Origin of the sequence: Sorangium sp. So ce321 (assembly GCF_051530195.1) — a bacterium.
In the GTDB taxonomy this organism is placed as follows: Bacteria; Myxococcota_A; Polyangia; order Polyangiales; family Polyangiaceae; genus Sorangium.
Window position 1 is genome coordinate 9,904,620 of sequence record NZ_CP150329.1, and the last position, 17,381, is coordinate 9,922,000.

Here is a 17,381-nt window from a genome sequence, read left to right on the forward strand (position 1 = left end):
GTCACGCTAGGAAGCCCTGAACGCGAGCTCAAGCGAAAAGGAGGTGAAGACGGCGAGGCGGTCAGCCTGCAATGCAGGTCACTTCATCTCGCGCTCTCCCGTGAGCAGGTCGTAGAGATCGGGCGCGAACGCCGCGGCGACGCAGCACTCGACCTCCTCGGCCGTGGCGTAGGCGAGCGCCTCTGCCGCGACCGCCTCGGCCTCGGCGAGCGACACGCGCCGGAGCGTCTCCTTGATTTCCGGGATCGCCGCGGCCTCCATCGAGAAATCGCGGATCCCGAGGCCGAGCAGGAGCAGGGCGGCGAGCGGGTCGCTCGCCATGGCGCCGCAGATCGAGACCGGCCGGCTGAAGTCCTGCCCCGCCTGGATCACCTTCGTGATCAGCCGGAGGATCGACGGATCGAACGGCGAGGCGAGGTAAGCGAGCGAGCGGCTGGTCCGGTCGACCGCGAGCGCGTACTGGATGAGGTCGTTCGTCCCGAGGCTCAGGAAGGCGGCCTCGCGCGCGAAATGGTCGACCATGATCGCGGCGGCGGGCACCTCGATCATCACGCCGAGCGGGATCTCGTCGGCGCACGGCTGGCCGCGCGCGCGCACCTGCTCCTGCGCGCGGTGCAGCAGCGCGCGCACCTGCCGCAGCTCCCCGAGCCCCGCGACCATGGGGATCATGATCCGCACGTCGCCGTAGGCGGAGGCGCGCACCATGGCGCGGAGGTGCTCGAGGAAGACGTCAGGGCGCGAGAGCGCGAGCCGGACCGCCCGGAGGCCGAGCATCGGGTTCATCTCCGGCGGCACCTGGAAGGTGGAGACGAACTTGTCGCCGCCGATGTCGAACGTGCGCAGCGTGACCGGCTTCGGGCGGAGCGCCTCGACGACCGCGCGGAAGATCTCGAACTGCTGGTCCTCCGAGGGCGGCGACTTGCGGTCGATGTAGAGGAACTCGGTGCGGTAGAGGCCGATGCCGTCCGCGCCCTGATCGCGGGCGAGGATCGCCTCGGCCGGGAGCTCGACGTTGGCGCGCAGCGAGACCTTGACGCCGTCCTTCGACTGGGCGGCGCGGTGGCGCGACTCCGAGAGCTCCTTCGCGAGCGCGACGTGGCGCTCGGCGCGGGCGCGCGCCTCCGCGAGCTCGGCGGGCCCGGGGCGCACGATCACCGTGCCGCGCAGGCCGTCGATCACGACGACGTCGCCCGTGATCACGCGCTGCAGCACGTCGCTGACGCCGACCACGGCCGGGATCTCCAGCGCGCGGGCCATGATCGAGGTGTGGCTCGTGCGCGTGCCGACCTCGGTGACGAAGCCGACGACCGGCTCGTCGACCATCGCCGTCGTGTCGGCGGGCGACAGGTCGTGGGCGATGACGATGGTCGGCCCGGAGAAGCGCGGGATCGCCGCGCCGAACGTCGCGGGCATGGCGATCGAGTTCTGCAGCTCGATCAGGCTGCGGGTGGACAGCGGCGACGTGTCGCGCGAGGACGGCGGCTCCTGGGGCGGGAGGGTGAAGGCGCGCAGCAGGCGCTCGCCGACGAACATCACGTCGTGGCTGCGCTCGCGCAGGTACGGATCGTCGAGCGCGGCGAAGCGGCCCGCGATCGCCTCGCACGCGGTCGCCACCGCCCACTCGGCGCAGCGCCGCTCGTCGGTGACCTGGCGCTTCACCGCGTCGGCGAGCGTCTCGTCGCCGAGCATGAGCAGGTACGCCTCGAGGATCGACGCCTCGGCGCGGTGGTTGCCGAGGCGCTTCGACATGTCGCGGAGCTCGTCCTGGGCGCGCTCGACCGCGGCCTCGAAGCGCGCGACCTCCGCGTCGATCTCGCTGGAGCTGACGCGGCGGCGCGGGTGGTCCGTCCGGTGCCCGCCGATCACCACGGCGGTGCCGATGGCGACCCCGGGCGACCCGGCGATGCCGCGCAGCGTCTCGGTCCGGGCGCCGGGCACCATCGAGTCGCTCCGGCCGGGCACCATCGAGTCGCTCCGGCCGGGCGCCATCGAGTCGCTCCGGACCCCCGACGCCGCCGTGTCGCTGCGGACGCCCGACGCCGCCGCTTCGCTCCGGACCCCCGACGCCGCCGAGTCGTCGCGAGCGGCGTCTTCCGGGACGGGATGGTCGCCCGGGGTCCCCGCGGAGAGCGCGCTCGGGCCGCGCGTCACTCGGGCTCTCCGAAGCGCGAGGCGATGAGCTCGCCGATGGCGGAGACCGCCTCGGCGGCCTGATCGCCGGTCGCGCGGACCTCGATCTGCGTGCCCATCGAGCCGCAGAGCAGGAGCACGCCCATCACGCTCTTCGCGTTGGCCGACTGCCCATCAGGCCCGGTCAGGGAGATCTCGCAGTCGTACCGCCCGGCGAGCTGCACGAGCTTCGTCGCGGCGCGCGCGTGCAGCCCGCGCACATTGATGATGGTAAATCGCCTTGTTACCGCCCCGGTTGTCACCGCTCGCCCCCCGTCACGCTCTTGCCCGATGCCGGGCGAGACTCCGGCGCGGTCACCCCAGGCGGCGTCAGCCGGAGGTCCACGCTCGGGGTCCCGGCCAACCCCTCGCCCGCCGAGGGTACTATACTACCGCTCGCTCGAGCGACGTCTCGATGCACGACCGTGATCGGGAGCCCGGTCTTCCGCCGCAGGCTGTCGCTGAGGACGTTGGTGAGCACGACGGAGCGGTGCCGGCCCCCGGTGCACCCGATGCCGACGGTGAGGTAGCTCTTTCCCTCGCTGGCGTAGCGCGGCATGCAGAACGACAGGAGCTGCTCCGTCCTGCTGATGAACTCGAGGGCGTCCGGGTTCTTCAGGATGTACTCCCGCACCGGCTCGTCGTTGCCCGTCAGCTCGCGGAGGCCGTGGACGAAATACGGGTTGTCGAGGAAGCGGACGTCGAGGAGCAGATCGGCGTCGAGCGGGATGCCGTACTTGTAACCAAACGAGATGAACCGGGTGGACATGGTGGGCAGATCCACCTTCGCCGGGCGCAGCCGCTCGAGGACGACGCGGCGCAGGTCGTGCGTCGACAGCCGCGTCGTGTCGAGCTCGATGGTCGCCCTGGCCCGCAGCGACGCCAGCCGCTCGCGCTCGAGGAGGACGCCGTCGAGCATCGCGATGGCGCCGCTGCCGCCGGTCGTCAGCGGGTGCGGGCGCCGCGTCTCGCTGAAGCGCCGGAGCAGCGTCTCGTCCGAGGCGTCGAGGAAGAGGATCACCACGTCGCGGCCGACCCGGATCGAGTCGAGCGCCGCCGTGGCGCCCGCGAGGAACGAGCCGACCCGGACGTCGATGCCGAGCCCGATGCGGGTGATCCCGCCCGCCTCGCACGCCTCGACCGCCGACCGGACGAGCGAGGTGGGGAGGTTGTCGACGCAGAAGAAGCCGAGGTCCTCCAGGGCGTGGAGCGCCGTGGACTTGCCCGCGCCGGAGAGCCCCGTGACGACGACGACGCGCCCCGGCGCGCCCTCGGACGGCGGCTGATGACCGCTCCCGCCGCTCACCCTCGCCTCCTCGGCCGCGGCAGGCTCACGGAGGACTCCGTGGCGACGAACCCGGAGCTCGGGCGGTCGCGGTCCGGAGCCGGCCTCCCCCGGTCCACCGGCGGCCGGAAGGCGCTGCTCGGCGGGCTCGGCACGTCCGTCCCGTGGCCGGGCCGCGGCGGCCGGGGCAGGCCGGGCGGCGCCGTGCCCCGCGGGCCCCCCTCCTCCGCGAACCGCACCGGCGGCGGCACCGACGACTCCTCCGGCGTGCGCTCGCCGAGCAGCTCGCCCTCGACGTTGCCGAAGAACTCGCGCGCCGCGTGGAACCCGGCGTTCTTCAGGAGCTCGTTGCGGGCGGCGACCTCCAGGATCGACGCCATGTCGCGCCCCGGGCGCACCGGGATGACGAGCTCCCGGATCTTCACGCCGAGGATCGTGTGGTACCGCTCGTCGAGCCCGAGCCGGTCGTACTCGGTGTCCTTGGACCACTCGACCAGCTTCACCACGACGTCGATCCGCTTGCGCTCGCGGATCGAGGTGACGCCGAAGAGGTCCTTCACGTTGAGGATGCCGAGGCCGCGCACCTCGAGGTGGTAGCGGAGGAGCTCCGCCGGAGAGCCGAAGACCATGCCGGGCGGGCGGTAGTCGCACTCGACGGCGTCGTCGGCCACGAGCCGGTGGCCGCGCATCACGAGGTCGAGCGCGCACTCGCTCTTGCCGATCGCGCTCGAGCCCATGAGCAAGAGGCCCACGCCGAAGACGTCGACGAGCACGCCGTGCAGGCGGATGCGCGGCGCCAGGCGGTCGTCGAGCAGCGCGTGCAGCGCGGTGATGGTGACGCTCGACCGCACCGCCGAGATGAGGAGCGGCGTCCCGGACTCCTCGGCGCACTGCGCGAGCTCCGGCACGGGGAAGAAGCCGATCCCGGAGCTGTTCGTCTCGAACGGCTGGTCGCCCTGCGTGAGGATGACGCAGCAAAGGCCGAGCTCGAAGAAGCCGCGCAGCGACAGGAGCCGGTCCTCGCGCGAGAGCTTGTGGAGGAAGGAGAGCTCGGTCTGCCCGAGGATCTGCACCCGCGTCGGGACGATGCCGTGGAAGTGTCCGACGAGCGCGAGCCCCGATTTCTGGATGCGGGTGTTCATGATGGGCCGGTCGAGGCCCGCGGCGCCCGCGATCAGCGAGAGCTCGGTGCCGAGCCCCTCGTCGGTCATCAGGCTCCGCACCGTGAGGGCGGGGCGGTCCGCGCGCCCTCCGCCGGCCGGGGGCTTCCCCTGGCCGCCCGCGTCCCCTTCCTGTCTGCTGCTATGCGCGCCGCTCATGATACCGACCTTCCTTCCTCGGCGGCGATGAGCTCGAACGCCGCCCGCCCGGTCGATGCGCCGAGCAACCGCCTCCTGAACGTCTCGTCCCGCAGGAGCCGGGAGATGCGCGCCAGGGTCTTGAGGTGCTCGCCGGTGGCCCGCTTCGGGCCGATCACGGCGACGATGATGGACACCGGCGCCCCGTCGATCGCGTCGAAGTCGATCGGCTTCGGGCAGAGCAGGACCGCGCCGATCAGCCGCTCGACGCCCTCCATGGCGCCGTGGGGGATGGCGACGCCGCTGCCCACGCCGGTCGACTGGAGGCGCTCGCGCTCGGCGAGCACCCGCTCGATGTCCTCGCTCTTGACCCCCTGCTGTCCCGTCGCGAGCAGGGCGGCGAGCCGGCGGAGCGCGTCGGCCTTGGAGCGGACGACCCCCTCCTGCTCGCTGGCGACGGATACCTGGTGCGCGGTCAAGATGTCGCAGACTTGCATGCTGATTTCGGCGCTCTGACGAGGTGAGGGGCTCTGGGATGGCGCACGTGGGACGGCGGGCGCTGCGCTCGGCCAGGGCCAAGCGCGCCGACGTCGCCATCGTACCCTGTGGACCACGGGTACGCGACTCAAGGACGCGGTCGCGAGGGGCGATCCAGAGTGCGGTGTTCTTCCGAGCCGCCGTCGCCGCGGGCCGACCGGGCGGCCCCCGGAGGCAGGGCTCCCCGGGCAGGTTGCGCGCGGGATCCCGGGCGCGGCCCCGCGGCGAAGGGCGCCGTCCGCCGCGCTGGCGGCGAGCGCGGCCGCCGCGCCGGCGGCGAGCGCGGCCGCCGCGCCGGCGGCGAACACGGCGATTCGCCGGGCGCGCCCGATGGCTCTCGTGAAGCCCCCGGCGCGCCCGGCGGCTCACCGGCGCGTCCGATGGCTCTCGTGAAGCCCCCGGCGCGCCCGGCGGTCACCGGGCGCCCGGCGGCTCACGCCGCGAGCGAGGCCGCCTCAGCGGCGCAGCTCACGCAGTGCGCGACCGCTCACGATCTGGAGCGCGCCGCCGCAGCCTCCCGCTCCACCTCGGCGGCGTACTCGCCGGCGCTCGTGCCACCGCGCTTTCGGGCGATGGTGTGTCCCTTGCCATCGCGGATCTGCCGTTCGAGCTTGTCGAGGACAATATCGATCGAAGCGTACATGTCCTCACTCCGCTCGGTCGCCTGGAACGCCAGGCTGCCGGAGGAGATGCGGACGTCGGCGACGTGTACCAAGCCCTCGACGGAGAGGGTCACCTGCGCCGTCATCGCCTGCCTTAGAAATTTCTGGAGCTTGGCGACCTTCTCGTGAGCGTGCTTCTTGACGGCGTCGGTACCCACCATGTGCCGGAACGTGATCGTGATGTTCATCGGGCCAGCCTTCCTTCCCCCTGATGCGTAGATGAAACAATCGACTACGGCTACAGAGCTCCCCTCCATCTCTATAGTAACACCGCGGTAGAGCTCCGGTCTTGCATCAACGAAGCTGTCCTTCCGTTTTGTTTGTTCGCTCGGTTGGTTCGCGCTCCGCGCGCCGTCGCTGCGCGCATTGCTGCGCCGCGCCGCGCCGCGGCTTGCCGCGCCGCGCCCGGCGGGGCCCGCACGCCTCCTCTCAACAAGCCTTGACCCGCCCCGCTTGTTCCAGCGCCCGGCGCACCGCGTGCGGGGCATGGCCACAGGCCAGCGCGATCTCGCCGATGGTGGGCCTGCGCCCAAGCTCGTCGGCGAGCCGCCTGGCGCTCGCGAGGACAGCGCGGAGCACCTCGACGTCGACCGCGTCGAGCGGCTCGGCGACCCGGAGGCCCTCCGACTCGAGCCGATCGATGATGTGCTCCACCTCCTCGTACGAGACCGGCCGGCCATCGATGACCTCCGCGATGTCGTTGAGGTCCACCCGACCGCTCGCCCGATGGCGTGTGAGGAGCTCCTGGATCATGTCGTCAATGACAGGCCGCACGGAGCTAGGGTGGCACCTGCGCGCAGACCGCGCACGCCCCGACGCCCGCAGGACTGAGCTCCTCGAGCACCCCGGCCCCCCGCCCGCAGGCGCCCGGGCCGCGCGCGCCCAGGCCGGGCCCGGCGCCGCCACCAGCCAGCTCGCCGGGACGGCCCGCCTCATCCGACGTCGGGGACCGCCGTGCGGCGTCCGCCCTCACCTCATCTCGTCGCCCTCACCACCATCCTCGTCCTCCTCAGCACCATCGTCGTTCCAGTGGCTCAACGACGTTTCCGTCAGGATACGCGGAGGTATGATGGATACATCGGCGACATCGAGCGGATATGCACCAGGAGTTCTCCATGCGCTGGGCCCCTCCCAGATCGCGATCGCGTCATGCGATCCGCGACCACATCGAGGCAAACCTCGATCCCGTCAGGAATCATCAGGAGATCGTATTTCTGTCGACGTGCTATGATTTCCCGTGGGACACGCACCGGGCCCTGGAGCTCGCGCTGCTCCGTGTCTTCGGCATCGCCGCGAGCTCACGGCTCCTGGTGCGGACAGGGGAGCTCCTGGAGCGCACCCAGAAGCGTTACGACGACACGGTCCTCATCCTCTCCGAGATGCTGGAGAACGGATACGACAGCGAGCGCGGCCGGGCGGCGCTGCGGCGCATGAACCAGCAGCACCGGCGCTACACGATCCCGAACGACGAGTACGTCTACACGCTGTCGACGTTCATCTTCGAGCCCATCCGCTGGAACGAGCGCTTCGGCTGGCGCAAGCCGACCGAGAAGGAGAAGCTCGCGCAGTACCACTACTGGAAGCACGTCGGGACGCACATGAACATCAAGGATATCCCGCCGAGCTACGAGGCGTTCGAGCGCTTCAACGTGGACTACGAGGCGGAGCACCTGCGGTTCTCGGAGGACAACCGGAAGCTCGCCGTCGCGACGCGGGATCTCATGCTGAGCTGGGTGCTGCCGAGGGCCCTGTGGCCCCTCGGGGCCAAGGTCATCCATGCGCTCGTCGACGACCCCTTGCTCGACGCCGTCGGGCTGCCGCGCCCCTCGCCCGCGCTGCGCCGCGCGGTGGAGGCGGCGCTCCGCGCGCGCGGCCCGGTGCTGCGGGCGATGCCCCGCCGGCGCTCGCCGCGCCTGCTCACCCGGACGAAGAGCCGCACGTATCCGGACGGCTACCGCATCGAGGACCTCGGCGCGCGATGATCGCCGGCGCGCGCCGGTCGATGCGCGCCGGCGGCCCGGCGCCATCCGTGGACAGCGCCTGTGCGCTCAGGGCAGCTGGCGCCGCAGGAACTTCAGCGCCTCGCGCGCGGCCGGGTTCACCGGCTCGTAGACGTCCGGGGCCTTCCGGAGCGGCGCCCCGATCGGCTCGCCGGGGCGGGCGCCGAGGATGCGCTCGACGTCCTCCAGGAGCGATTGCATCGAGTCGAAGCGGTTCCCGGGCAGCTTGCGCAGCGCGGTGGCGACCAGCGCCTCGAGGCGCCGATCGATGCCGGGGCGGATCGCGCTCAGCCGGGGGGCCGGGGTGCAGGCGTGCTGCGCCACGACCACCACGTCGTCCGACGACGAGAAGGGCAGCTGGCCCGCGAGCATGCGGTACATCGTGATGCCGAGCGCGTAGACGTCCGTCCGGCCGTCGACGGGATCGGCCAGGGCCTGCTCCGGGGCCATGTACGGGACGGTGCCCAGCACGAGGCCGGCCGCCGTCGCGGGGCCCGATCGCAGCTTCGCGAAGCCGAAATCCATCACCTTGATCACGCGCGGGCCGCTCGCGGAGCGGACGAGGAACATGTTGTCCGGCTTCACGTCGCGGTGGATGATGCCGGCCGCGTGCGCGGCGGCGAGCGCCGACGCCGCCTGGCGGATCAGCGGCAGCGCGACCGCCTCGCTCACGGCCACCTCGCGGCGGAGCATGGAGCCGAGCGACTCGCCGGTGAGGAGCTCGAGCACGATGAAGGGAGACCCGTCCTTGCGCGCGCCCGCGTCGAGGACCCGGATGATGTTCGGGTGCCCGAGCTCGGCCGCCACCTCGAGCTCGCGGAGGAACCGCTCCCGCTGGGTCCGGTCGGCGGCGAAGTTGCGGTTCAGGATCTTGATCGCGACCTGCTCCTTCGTGTGGCTGTCCACGGCCAGGTACACGCGCGACATCCCGCCGGCGCCGATGAAGCCCTGGATCACGTAGCGATCCTCGAGCACGGCGCCGAACTGCCGCGTCGGCTGCGCGGGCGGGGCGGCCGACAGGGACTGAACCAGGCGGGCGCCGTCGTCCGGACAGAAGACGTAGGACCGGTCGGCGTAGCCGCGGTGGCATCGCGGGCAGATCATGGAGGCGCGACATGATGGGGGTGCCGGCGGGGATCCTCAAGGGACTTGCGCCCCGGCCGGCAATCGTACGGGGAACCACGTGAAACGACGCGGACCACGACACGAAACAAACCGGACGCGCGCGGAGCCGCGCGGAGCGACGACGACCACGACGACGACGACCACGACGACAGCGACGTGCGCGGACCAACGCGGAGCGCATGAAACAGTTGAAACATGTGGAGCGCACAGAGCGCAGAGCGCACAAAGCGCGTTCCGTCGAGGGCGCGATCTACCGTCCCCGGAGGTAGATCGCGGCGCGGACCTCGGCTATGCGTGCGACTTTCCTGGTCGACGCGATTGACCCCGAGCCCGAGAGACACAGCCCGTGACATCACAGAAGCAGACCGCGACCCTCATCCCTGGTGACGGCATCGGCCCCGAGATCGTGGAGGCGACGCTGCGCGCCCTCGACGCCCTCGGCTCGCCTTTCGAGTGGGAGACGTGCGTGGCCGGCATGGCCGGCGTCAAGGACTTCGGCGACCCGCTGCCGCGGGCCACGCTCGACAGCATCCACCGCACGCAGCTCGCGCTCAAGGGGCCGCTCGAGACGCCGATCGGCGGCGGATATCGCTCCTCGAACGTGCGGCTGCGGCAGGAGTTCCAGCTCTTCGCGAACGTGCGCCCCGCGCGCACGCTGATCCCCGGCGGCCGCTACGAGAACATCGACATCGTGCTCGTGCGGGAGAACCTCGAGGGCCTCTACGTGGGCTTCGAGCATTACATCCCGATCGGGAGCGACGAGCACGCGGTGGCGATCGGCTCCGGCGTGAACACCCGGGTCGGCTCGCGCCGCATCTCCGAGTACGCCTACAACTACGCCGAGAAGCACGGCCGCAAGAAGGTCACCATCGTCCACAAGGCCAACATCATGAAGGCGCTCACCGGCATCTTCCTCGAGACGGCGCGCGAGGTGGGCCGGGCCTTCGAGGGCCGCGTGGCGACCGACGAGCGCATCGTGGACGCGTGCGCGATGCAGCTCGTGCTGAACCCGTGGCAGTTCGACGTCATCGTCACGACGAACCTCTTCGGCGACATCCTCTCGGACGAGATCGCGGGCCTGATCGGCGGCCTCGGCATGGCGCCGGGGGCCAACATCGGCCACAACGCCGCCATCTTCGAGGCGGTGCACGGCTCGGCGCCGGACATCGCCGGCAAGGGCGTGGCGAACCCGATCGCCCTCATGCTCGCCGCCGCGATGATGCTCGACCACGTGGGCCAGCCGGAGCTCGCCGGCCGGCTGCGCGCCGCCATCGACGGGGCGCTCAACGCGGACGGGGTGCGCACCCGCGACCTCGGCGGCAAGGCGGACACGAAGACGCTCACGGACGCCATCGTGGCGCGCATCAAGAACGGCTGAGCGGTCGCGGCCGCCCTGGGACCGGCGTCACGGCGAATCGACGCGGCCGCCCCGGGACCGGCGTCACGGCGAATCGACGCGGCCGCCCCGGGACCGGCGTCACGGCGAACCGGCGTGGCGGTCCAAAGAGCGGCCGCGGGTCAGCCGTCGCCCGCGGGCGCTTCCGGGAGCGGCAGCGTGAAGTGGAACGACGTCGTCTCGTTCGTCTGGCTCTGCGCCCAGATCCTGCCGCCGTGCGCCTCGACGATGCCCTTGCAGATGTAGAGCCCGAGGCCCGTGCCCGAGGGGGCGTTGCCGGACTGGCCCGACGAGAGCCGCTGGAAGCGCTGAAAGAGCCGCTGCAGATCGTCCGGGGGGATGCCCGGCCCGCGGTTCTCGACGGCGATCTCCACCTCGGCGCCGCGGCGCGAGAGCGCGACCCGGGTCGGCGCGCCGGGGTCGCCGTACTTGGCGGCGTTGAGGAGGAGGTTTCCCATCACCTGGTCCATGCGGGCCGCGTCCACGAGGACGAGCGGCACGTCCTCGTCGGCGGTGAGCTCGACGGCGCGCTCCGGCCGCTCGGCGGCTGCGAGCTCGACGGCGGCGCGCAGGTGGGCGACGAGGTCCGTCGGCCGCCGCTCGATGGAGAGGCGCCGCGCCTCGATCTTCGAGGCGTCGAGCAGGTCCTCGATCATCCGCTCGAGGCGGCGGGCGCCGGCCAGGACCTTCTGGCTCCAGCCCGTCATGTCGGCGGCCTGGGACCGGCGCAGCAGCATGCCGGCGTACGCGGAGACCGCGGTGAGCGGCTGCTTGAGGTCGTGCGCGACCATCGAGATCCATTCCTGGTGGAGCCGCGCGCGCTCCGTGAAGTGGGTGACGTCCTCGTAGCTGGCGATGGCCCCGAGGATCGTGCCCTGATCGTCCCGGATGGGGCCGGCGCTCACCACGACGGGGACGTAGCTACCGTCCGGCGTCCGGAACCACAGCTCCTCGCAGGTCGTCCCCTTGCCGCGCGCCGCTCGGACGAGGGGCATCTCGTGGTGCAGGAGCGGCCGTCCTCCCGGCGCGCACAGGAGCGCGCACGGGGGGGACGGGGGCATCTTGAGCGGGTGCGGCCCGCCGCAGATCTGCTCGCAGCGGCGGCTGGCGACGAGCGAGCCGCCGTTGCGCTCATCGAAGACGGCGATGGCGACGGGGAAGTCCTCGATGATGCTACGCAGCCATCGCCGCTCGACGGCGAGGCGGCCCTCCGCCTCGCGCAGCTCGGCGCGGGCGTCCTCGAGCAGGGTCACGGCGCTCTGCTGTGAGGGAGGGCTCGCGTCGGCGGCGTCGTCGAGCGCGCCGCGGGGGAGGCGCTCGGCGCGATGCTCGGCGTCGCGCTCGACGGACCCGAGCGCCAGGCCGAACAGCGCGCCGAGGGCCTGGACGCACGGGAGGAGCTCCAGCGAAGGCGCGGAGCGGCCGCCGAAGGCGCAGGTGAGGACGCCCAGCAGCCGATCTGCGCCCAGCAGGGGGGCGGACACGACCCAGCAGGGCCTCAGGGAGGCCTCGATGACGCGGACGTCGGGGAAGCGTTCGCGGTCTGCCTCGTCCGTCGCGGTGTGCTCGATGCGGCGGCTCTCGGCGGCGCGCCGGATGAGCGACGGGGTGCTCGGGAGCTCGTCGAAGGCGCCGGCGAGCTCGAGGGGCACGCCGGAGGAAGCGAGCAGCCGGATGGGGAGCGCGCGACCGGCTGGCGCGCGGTGGAGGAGCGAGAGGTCGGCGCCGAGCAGCCGGGCGGCCTGCTCGGCGATGACGTGGTGGAGCGCCTCCGGTGCGAGCGTCCGCGAGAGCGCGGCGGACGCCTGGACCACCGCGTCTGCGAGCAGGGAGGCGGCCGATGCGGGTTCTCCGGTCGCGGCCTGGAGCCGGTCATGCTCCGAGATTTTCGTCACGTTTCCCCCGCACCATGCCCTAGCACCTGCGCGGGGAGGCGCCGCTCGAGCGGATGGCGCGTCCGTCTCGTTCGATCCGGTCCGGAGGAGGTGGCGCAGCGCGGGTGCGCAGGGGTGCTCGCCGAGGCGTCACCGGGAGGGGTCGAAGCGGCGCTTCGCCCAGCTCACGAGCGGGCTGTTGTCCCGGGTGCGTGTGGCGCCGGGCGCGCCGCGGCGTTTCCGCCAGTCGCCTTCGCGGACGCGCCGGCACCCTGCCGCCTGCTCCATGGACAGGAGGTAGGTCTCGGCTTCGCGCCCGTCGGCGAGGCGGATGGTTGCGCGCCGGTGCAAGATCGGGTGTCCCCGGTGCACGTCGAGCGTGGCGAGCGCGGCGGGCGTGACGGCGTAGAGCTCGCCGGTCACGGCGACGAATCCGCCCTGGACGAGGGCGCCGCTCGTGCCCAGGTCGACGAGCGCGAACTGGGGGGTCGTGATGGCCTCTCCAAGGGGGCGGGCGCCTGCGAGCCGTTCGTGCTGGTCCTCGCCTTTCATGAGGTTGTCGTAGACGAAGAGCGCGATCTCGCTGGTGGTCATCGGAGTGGTCCTCGGGACGGGCTCGGCGGCCCGGCTCCGACCCTCTCAAAGGGAGGGAGCGAGCGCAAGCCCGGCCGTCGGGAGCCGCTGCGGGGATCCATCGACGCACCGCCCGGCCGCGGGCCGCGCGACTCGACCGGATCGCGCCCCGGCGAGGGCGGAGCGGCGGCCCTCGTGGCCGTGCACTCTGCTCCCACTCGACATCGGGAATGACGCTGTGGCAGTCACATGGCAGGACAGCGATCTGCACAGGACATATCCAGAGTTCGTCTTGAGCCGTGGGAACATGAAGACTCGAGCGCGGCGGTCGATAGCGGTCCTCGTCCGCACGAACCGGATAGGCTCGAGTGCCTCTCGGCCAACTCCATCTTCAATGGACCCGAGACGATAGGCTCGTTCAGCGTATGGCCACTCCAGCCCTGTCCATTGCTAGCCTCGGAATACTCCGAGTGCTGCCTGCTCGCGAGGTTGTGAGGAGCAGGCTCTCTCATGTGCTCGGTTGCCATCGGGCTGATCTCCGCGGCTGTGCGAGAGGCGATCCGATGCAGCGCTCCGCGGCCGGATCCTCCACGCATCAACCGCCGTAGCGCCGGCGGGAGGGTCCGCGCGGCGGGGGCGGGTGGGCGCGACCAGCACCGACCGAGGTGCCATGAGGTTCCTGGTGGCTCTGCGTCTCAGGCGCGCCTTGTGTGGCGCGCAACACGACGTCCCAGGTGGCATGGCCCGAAGGGAGACATGCCGGGTGGTGTCTTATGCGCAAGCTCCCGGTCCCCGTCTTGGCGGATGGCCGAGCGCCTGCCCGCCCCCGCCGCGCGGACCCTCCCGCCGGCGCGGGCTACCAGCTGACCACGAACTGGAGCGAGTCCGCCCCCCGCACATCCACCGAGATGGTCGGCTTGGCCCCGTACCCCATGACGAGCGCCTCGAAGTTCCCCAGCGGGTACTCCAGCACACCGCGGAAGCTGCCGATGTCGATCTTCACCTCGGACGGCCCCAGCTGCCTCGCCCGCGCCGTCGGCCCCTTCACGAGCGCGCCGAGGCTGCCCGTGTAGCGCATCAGCGCGGCGCCCGGGTCGGTCGCGAGGTGCATCGTGATCCGTCCGAGCGCGCTGTCCCGGAAGGCCGTGACCTGCTGCCGCGCCAGGCGACGGTACGCCTCGCGCGAGCTCCGGTTCGGGTGGGAGAGCCGCGCCGCCGCATCATAGAGGCGCAGGAAGTCGCGCATCGGGTAGTCCGAGAACGGCAGGTAGAGCCCGCCCCGCGGAGGGCTCGAGAGCGTCGGCACCACCTGCGCGAAGCGCTCCCCGAGCGTCGCCGCCAGCGCGTTGAAGAACATCCCCTTCATCGCGTAGAACTCGGGGACACCCGCCACCACGGCGTCGAGCTCGATGTTGCCCAGGAGCGGATCGGACGGCCGCACCTCGAAGGAGGCGCCGTTCGGCCCGACGAGCGGCCCCTCACCGAACGGGGCGCTCGCCGGCATGACGCTTCGAGCAACGGTGCGCATGACACCGCTCCTGGGAACCGGCGTCTCGTTCGCTTGCCGGCGCTGGTCGCTGCGGACCTCTTTCATATGGAGCTCGCCGTGAAAGAACTCAACTCAGGGGCCACTTGCGGCAACCACCGCAGCGGAGGGCACATTCCCTGATTCTGCAATGGCCATGCCGCCCGCCTCCTGAATGAGTACCGCGCGAACACGGGGGCTCACGGCGGATTTCCCTTGCATGGATGCAAGGCTGCTTCAGCGCTGCAACCGGCGGCGGTGGCCAGGACGGGACGCGACTCCGCTCCGGCCGGGCGCGCGCGTGTGCCCAGATACATGTTCGCGGGCGCCTGACCGAAGGCACACCGCGTCAGCGCACCTGGAGGCCGAGCTCGCGGAGCTCTGCCTCGCGCAGCGGGAGCTCCGCGGCCATGAAGAACTCATCGAGCTGCGGCGGCTTCACGCGCGTGCCGGCGAGCATCGCGTGCGCCTGCCCGCGGTGGTGGATCTGGTGGACAAAGAGGTGCAGCAGCACACTCCCCACGCGATCGACCTGCACGTAATTTTCACGCTGGATCTGTACCTCGCGATCCGAGTCGCCTGAGAGTTGCTCGCAGAAGGCGATGAGGCGGCGATCGGTCTCGCGCTGGGCCTGGCGCAGCGCGGCGAAGTCGGTGAACGGCTCGGTGTCCTCGAAGATCGAGAGGCCGCGGCCGCCGCGCTCGAACGCGTCGAGGTAGTACAAGTCGACGAGGAGGACGTGCGTGAGCGTCTTGTAGATGGAGGGGAAGAAGCTGGTCCGCTCGGCCGTGAGCTCGTCGAAGGTGAGCTCGGCGCACGCGCGGTGGAGCCTGTGGTTCGACCAGGCGTTGTTCTCGGCCATGAAGCGGAACGTGGTGAGCGTGTTCATGCGCGCGATTATCGCGCCCGGTGCGTCCCTGGTCAGGGTGGGTGGCTCGACGGCGGCGCGGTGGACCGCGACGCCCGCGTGGCCGGCGCGGAGCGCGCCGGGGGCTCCAGGCTCCTGACAGCACGCTGTCAGGAGGGCGGCCGTAGGATGGCAGTGCGTGCGGGCCGGAGGCCCGCGAGGAGGACCTCATGAAAGCAGGATTCGGCGGTGTGATCGTCTATGTGCCCGATGCTGCGGCAGCGGCGGCGTTCTACGAGCGCGCGTTCGGCTTCGAGCGAAAGTTCGTCTCTGACGGCAAGGAATACTGCCAGATGCAGGGGGAAGTGCCGCTCGGGTTCGTGCAGGAGGACTACGCCCAGAAGAGCCTCCCCGAGTTCGTGAGGAACCAGTCGGGCGCGCGGCCCGCTGGGTTCGAGATCCTCGTCGTCGACAAGGACGTCGACGCGGCGTTCAAGCGCGCGGTCGATGCCGGGGCGACGCCCGTCGCGCAGCCCCACGACATGCCGTGGGGCCAGCGCGTCTCTTACGTACGCGATCTGAACGGCGTGCTCGTGGAGATCTGCGCGCCGTGGGACGTCCCATGAGATCGGCCGCTTCACGGACGGGCGATCCGGATCGCGCGGCTGCGCGGCGAGGTCCCCGCCGCACAGCCGCGCTCGGGGGCGCAGCCGCCGGCAGGGGGCAGGGTGCGCCCTGCCCCCTGACGGCGGTCTCCTGACAGGCGCTTGCGGCAAGTCCTTGCCGCCCTTGGCGCGGCCTGCTTAACCTCCCCGCGTGAACGCGAACGGCCGGACACGGGTGCATCTGCTCGTGGCAGCAGCGATCGCCCTGCTCGCGGCCGGCCCCTCCGGGCTCGGCGACGGGGCTGTGGCCGAGGCGAAGGAGACCGCGCGGGCCAAGAAGACGAAGAACTACGAGTGTCGGCCGCAGAGCCCGCAGAAGTTCCTGAAGCGGCGCAACTTCGTGGAGAAGGGCATGCTCAACCCGAAGAAGCACGCCCGCGCGGTCCGCTACCTCATCGAGCATTACGGCCACGTCGAGACAGACGAGACGCGGCGCCTCAACCCTGAGAGCGCCTTCTCCCAGGCCACGACCGTGCAGTTCATGGGCCTGCCGCTCTCCATCCACGAGAAGATCGCCCCCGCGCTCCACTGCGTCGAGAAGCGGATCCGCGCGACGTGTTCCAGCAAGTCGCGCCGCTACACGCCGCGCGCGGTCGGTGGGTTTCGCACGGCGAACAGCTATCGTGGCGCGGAGATCTCGAACCACCTCCTCGGCATCGCCATCGACATCGATCCCGAGCGCAACCCGTGCTGCGGCTGCGTCGACCCGTGGCCCACGAGCCCGCTGTGCCACGAGAAGAAGCGCACGGCCTACGAGCGCACCGCGCTCACCCGCTGCTGGATCAAGGCGTTCGAGCGCTACGGCTTCGACTGGCTCGGCCACGACGACCTCGAGGACACGATGCACTTCGAGTTCCTCGGGAACCCCGACCGGATCAAGAAGAAGTAGCGCGCCCGGCGCCGCGGCGAGCGCCGGCGATCACGCGCCGCCGCGAGCGCCGCCGCGTCGGGAGAGCCGGCGCGCGCGCCGCTCTGCCGCGGCCTCGGCGAGGCGGCGGTCCTCGTCCGTCTCGAGCCGGAGCGGCCGAACGGCGGTCGGCCTCAGCGACGCGTCCACCGCCACGAACGTCACGAAGGCCGTGACCGTGGGCCAGACGTCGCCTGTCGCCGCGTCCTCGCCCTCGACCGACACGAGGATCTCGAGCGACGTCCGGAAGGTGGCCGTCACCCGCGCGGCCAGGCGGACGACCTGACCGACCTTGATCCCGCGGTCGAACGAGAGGTCGTCGATCCCCGCGGTGATCACGGTGCTGCCGGTGTGCCGCTGCGCGCAGATGGCGGCGCACAGGTCGATCCAGGCGAGCACCTGGCCGCCGAAGATCGAGCCGAGCGCGTTCGCGTGCGTTGGCAGGACGTACTCGGTCATCGTGGTGACCGACTCGGAGGCGCGCTTCTCGTGCTGGACCGTCACCTGGCAGGTGTATC

17 protein-coding genes are annotated in these 17,381 nt (G+C 71.5%); 4 read left to right on the forward strand and 13 right to left on the reverse strand.

What is annotated here, in order from left to right; genetic code table 11:
* Positions 1–78: 78 nt before the first annotated feature.
* The 7 genes from ptsP to WME89_RS36580 all read right to left on the reverse strand — a co-directional run bounded on the left by ptsP (position 79) and on the right by WME89_RS36580 (position 6,725).
* On the reverse strand, positions 79–2,151 hold the full coding sequence (ptsP, locus tag WME89_RS36550) for a phosphoenolpyruvate--protein phosphotransferase (protein ID WP_438004254.1): 2,073 nt from the start codon (positions 2,149–2,151) through the stop codon (positions 79–81).
* The gene (locus WME89_RS36555) at positions 2,148–2,432 is read right to left on the reverse strand and encodes an HPr family phosphocarrier protein (RefSeq protein ID WP_436622048.1); all 285 of its coding nucleotides are present in this window, start codon (positions 2,430–2,432) and stop codon (positions 2,148–2,150) included. The genes ptsP and WME89_RS36555 overlap by 4 nt, the downstream gene beginning before the upstream one ends.
* Positions 2,429–3,475 (reverse strand): RNase adapter RapZ, encoded by a 1,047-nt coding sequence (rapZ, locus tag WME89_RS36560; protein WP_437660487.1) that lies wholly within the window; start codon positions 3,473–3,475, stop codon positions 2,429–2,431. Before rapZ ends, WME89_RS36555 begins: the two co-directional genes overlap by 4 nt.
* The gene (gene hprK / locus WME89_RS36565) at positions 3,472–4,773 is read right to left on the reverse strand and encodes an HPr(Ser) kinase/phosphatase (protein ID WP_438004255.1); all 1,302 of its coding nucleotides are present in this window, start codon (positions 4,771–4,773) and stop codon (positions 3,472–3,474) included. Before hprK ends, rapZ begins: the two co-directional genes overlap by 4 nt.
* On the reverse strand, positions 4,770–5,249 hold the full coding sequence (locus WME89_RS36570; RefSeq protein WP_437619257.1) for a PTS sugar transporter subunit IIA: 480 nt from the start codon (positions 5,247–5,249) through the stop codon (positions 4,770–4,772). The genes hprK and WME89_RS36570 overlap by 4 nt, the downstream gene beginning before the upstream one ends.
* Before the next feature lie 527 nt (positions 5,250–5,776).
* Entirely contained in the window at positions 5,777–6,139 is a 363-nt protein-coding gene (hpf, locus tag WME89_RS36575) for an HPF/RaiA family ribosome-associated protein (protein ID WP_437303475.1), read from the reverse strand.
* A gap of 241 nt (positions 6,140–6,380) precedes the next feature.
* Positions 6,381–6,725 (reverse strand): sigma-70 domain-containing protein, encoded by a 345-nt coding sequence (locus WME89_RS36580; RefSeq protein WP_438004256.1) that lies wholly within the window; start codon positions 6,723–6,725, stop codon positions 6,381–6,383.
* Between the two features lie 341 nt (positions 6,726–7,066).
* Between WME89_RS36580 and WME89_RS36585 the strand changes: the two genes are divergently transcribed.
* Entirely contained in the window at positions 7,067–7,933 is an 867-nt protein-coding gene (locus WME89_RS36585) for an oxygenase MpaB family protein (protein ID WP_438004257.1), read from the forward strand.
* Between the two features lie 66 nt (positions 7,934–7,999).
* Here WME89_RS36585 and WME89_RS36590 read toward each other — a convergent pair whose 3' ends face one another.
* Positions 8,000–9,055 (reverse strand): serine/threonine-protein kinase, encoded by a 1,056-nt coding sequence (locus WME89_RS36590; RefSeq protein ID WP_438004258.1) that lies wholly within the window; start codon positions 9,053–9,055, stop codon positions 8,000–8,002.
* Positions 9,056–9,422: 367 nt separating this feature from the next.
* On the opposite strand from WME89_RS36590, the gene WME89_RS36595 reads away from it, so the two are divergent.
* Positions 9,423–10,454: an isocitrate/isopropylmalate dehydrogenase family protein gene (locus WME89_RS36595; RefSeq protein ID WP_437660473.1), complete on the forward strand. Its 1,032-nt coding sequence runs from the start codon at positions 9,423–9,425 to the stop codon at positions 10,452–10,454.
* Positions 10,455–10,594: 140 nt separating this feature from the next.
* On the opposite strand, the gene WME89_RS36600 is transcribed toward WME89_RS36595, so the two are convergent.
* From WME89_RS36600 to WME89_RS36615, 4 genes are all read right to left on the reverse strand, one after another.
* The gene (locus WME89_RS36600; RefSeq protein WP_438004259.1) at positions 10,595–12,367 is read right to left on the reverse strand and encodes an ATP-binding protein; all 1,773 of its coding nucleotides are present in this window, start codon (positions 12,365–12,367) and stop codon (positions 10,595–10,597) included.
* A 129-nt stretch (positions 12,368–12,496) separates the two neighbouring features.
* Positions 12,497–12,940, reverse strand: a complete 444-nt coding sequence (locus tag WME89_RS36605; protein WP_438004260.1) for a gamma-glutamylcyclotransferase family protein — start codon at positions 12,938–12,940, stop codon at positions 12,497–12,499.
* Between the two features lie 835 nt (positions 12,941–13,775).
* A complete protein-coding gene (locus tag WME89_RS36610; RefSeq protein WP_438004261.1) occupies positions 13,776–14,447 on the reverse strand; it encodes a DUF2378 family protein in 672 nt (223 codons plus the stop codon).
* Between the two features lie 346 nt (positions 14,448–14,793).
* A complete protein-coding gene (locus WME89_RS36615; RefSeq protein ID WP_438004262.1) occupies positions 14,794–15,333 on the reverse strand; it encodes a DinB family protein in 540 nt (179 codons plus the stop codon).
* Between the two features lie 188 nt (positions 15,334–15,521).
* Here WME89_RS36615 and WME89_RS36620 point away from each other — a divergent pair, with 188 nt between their 5' ends.
* Entirely contained in the window at positions 15,522–15,917 is a 396-nt protein-coding gene (locus tag WME89_RS36620; RefSeq protein ID WP_438004263.1) for a VOC family protein, read from the forward strand.
* Between the two features lie 226 nt (positions 15,918–16,143).
* Entirely contained in the window at positions 16,144–16,845 is a 702-nt protein-coding gene (locus WME89_RS36625) for a M15 family metallopeptidase (protein WP_437924320.1), read from the forward strand.
* 30 nt (positions 16,846–16,875) lie between these two features.
* Here WME89_RS36625 and WME89_RS36630 read toward each other — a convergent pair whose 3' ends face one another.
* The gene (locus WME89_RS36630; protein WP_437500512.1) at positions 16,876–17,367 is read right to left on the reverse strand and encodes an acyl-CoA thioesterase; all 492 of its coding nucleotides are present in this window, start codon (positions 17,365–17,367) and stop codon (positions 16,876–16,878) included.
* Positions 17,368–17,381 lie beyond the last annotated feature (14 nt).

Excerpts from the sequence above, each read along its gene's own strand:
- hprK (WP_438004255.1), bottom strand. The coding sequence starts at position 4,773 with ATGAGCGGCGCGCATAGCAGCAGACAGGAAGGGGACGCGGGCGGCCAG.
- WME89_RS36570 (WP_437619257.1), bottom strand. The coding sequence starts at position 5,249 with ATGCAAGTCTGCGACATCTTGACCGCGCACCAGGTATCCGTCGCCAGC.
- hpf (WP_437303475.1), bottom strand. The coding sequence starts at position 6,139 with ATGAACATCACGATCACGTTCCGGCACATGGTGGGTACCGACGCCGTC.
- WME89_RS36585 (WP_438004257.1), top strand. The coding sequence starts at position 7,067 with ATGCGCTGGGCCCCTCCCAGATCGCGATCGCGTCATGCGATCCGCGAC.
- WME89_RS36590 (WP_438004258.1), bottom strand. The coding sequence starts at position 9,055 with ATGATCTGCCCGCGATGCCACCGCGGCTACGCCGACCGGTCCTACGTC.
- WME89_RS36605 (WP_438004260.1), bottom strand. The coding sequence starts at position 12,940 with ATGACCACCAGCGAGATCGCGCTCTTCGTCTACGACAACCTCATGAAA.
- WME89_RS36610 (WP_438004261.1), bottom strand. The coding sequence starts at position 14,447 with ATGCGCACCGTTGCTCGAAGCGTCATGCCGGCGAGCGCCCCGTTCGGT.
- WME89_RS36615 (WP_438004262.1), bottom strand. The coding sequence starts at position 15,333 with ATGAACACGCTCACCACGTTCCGCTTCATGGCCGAGAACAACGCCTGG.
- WME89_RS36620 (WP_438004263.1), top strand. The coding sequence starts at position 15,522 with ATGAAAGCAGGATTCGGCGGTGTGATCGTCTATGTGCCCGATGCTGCG.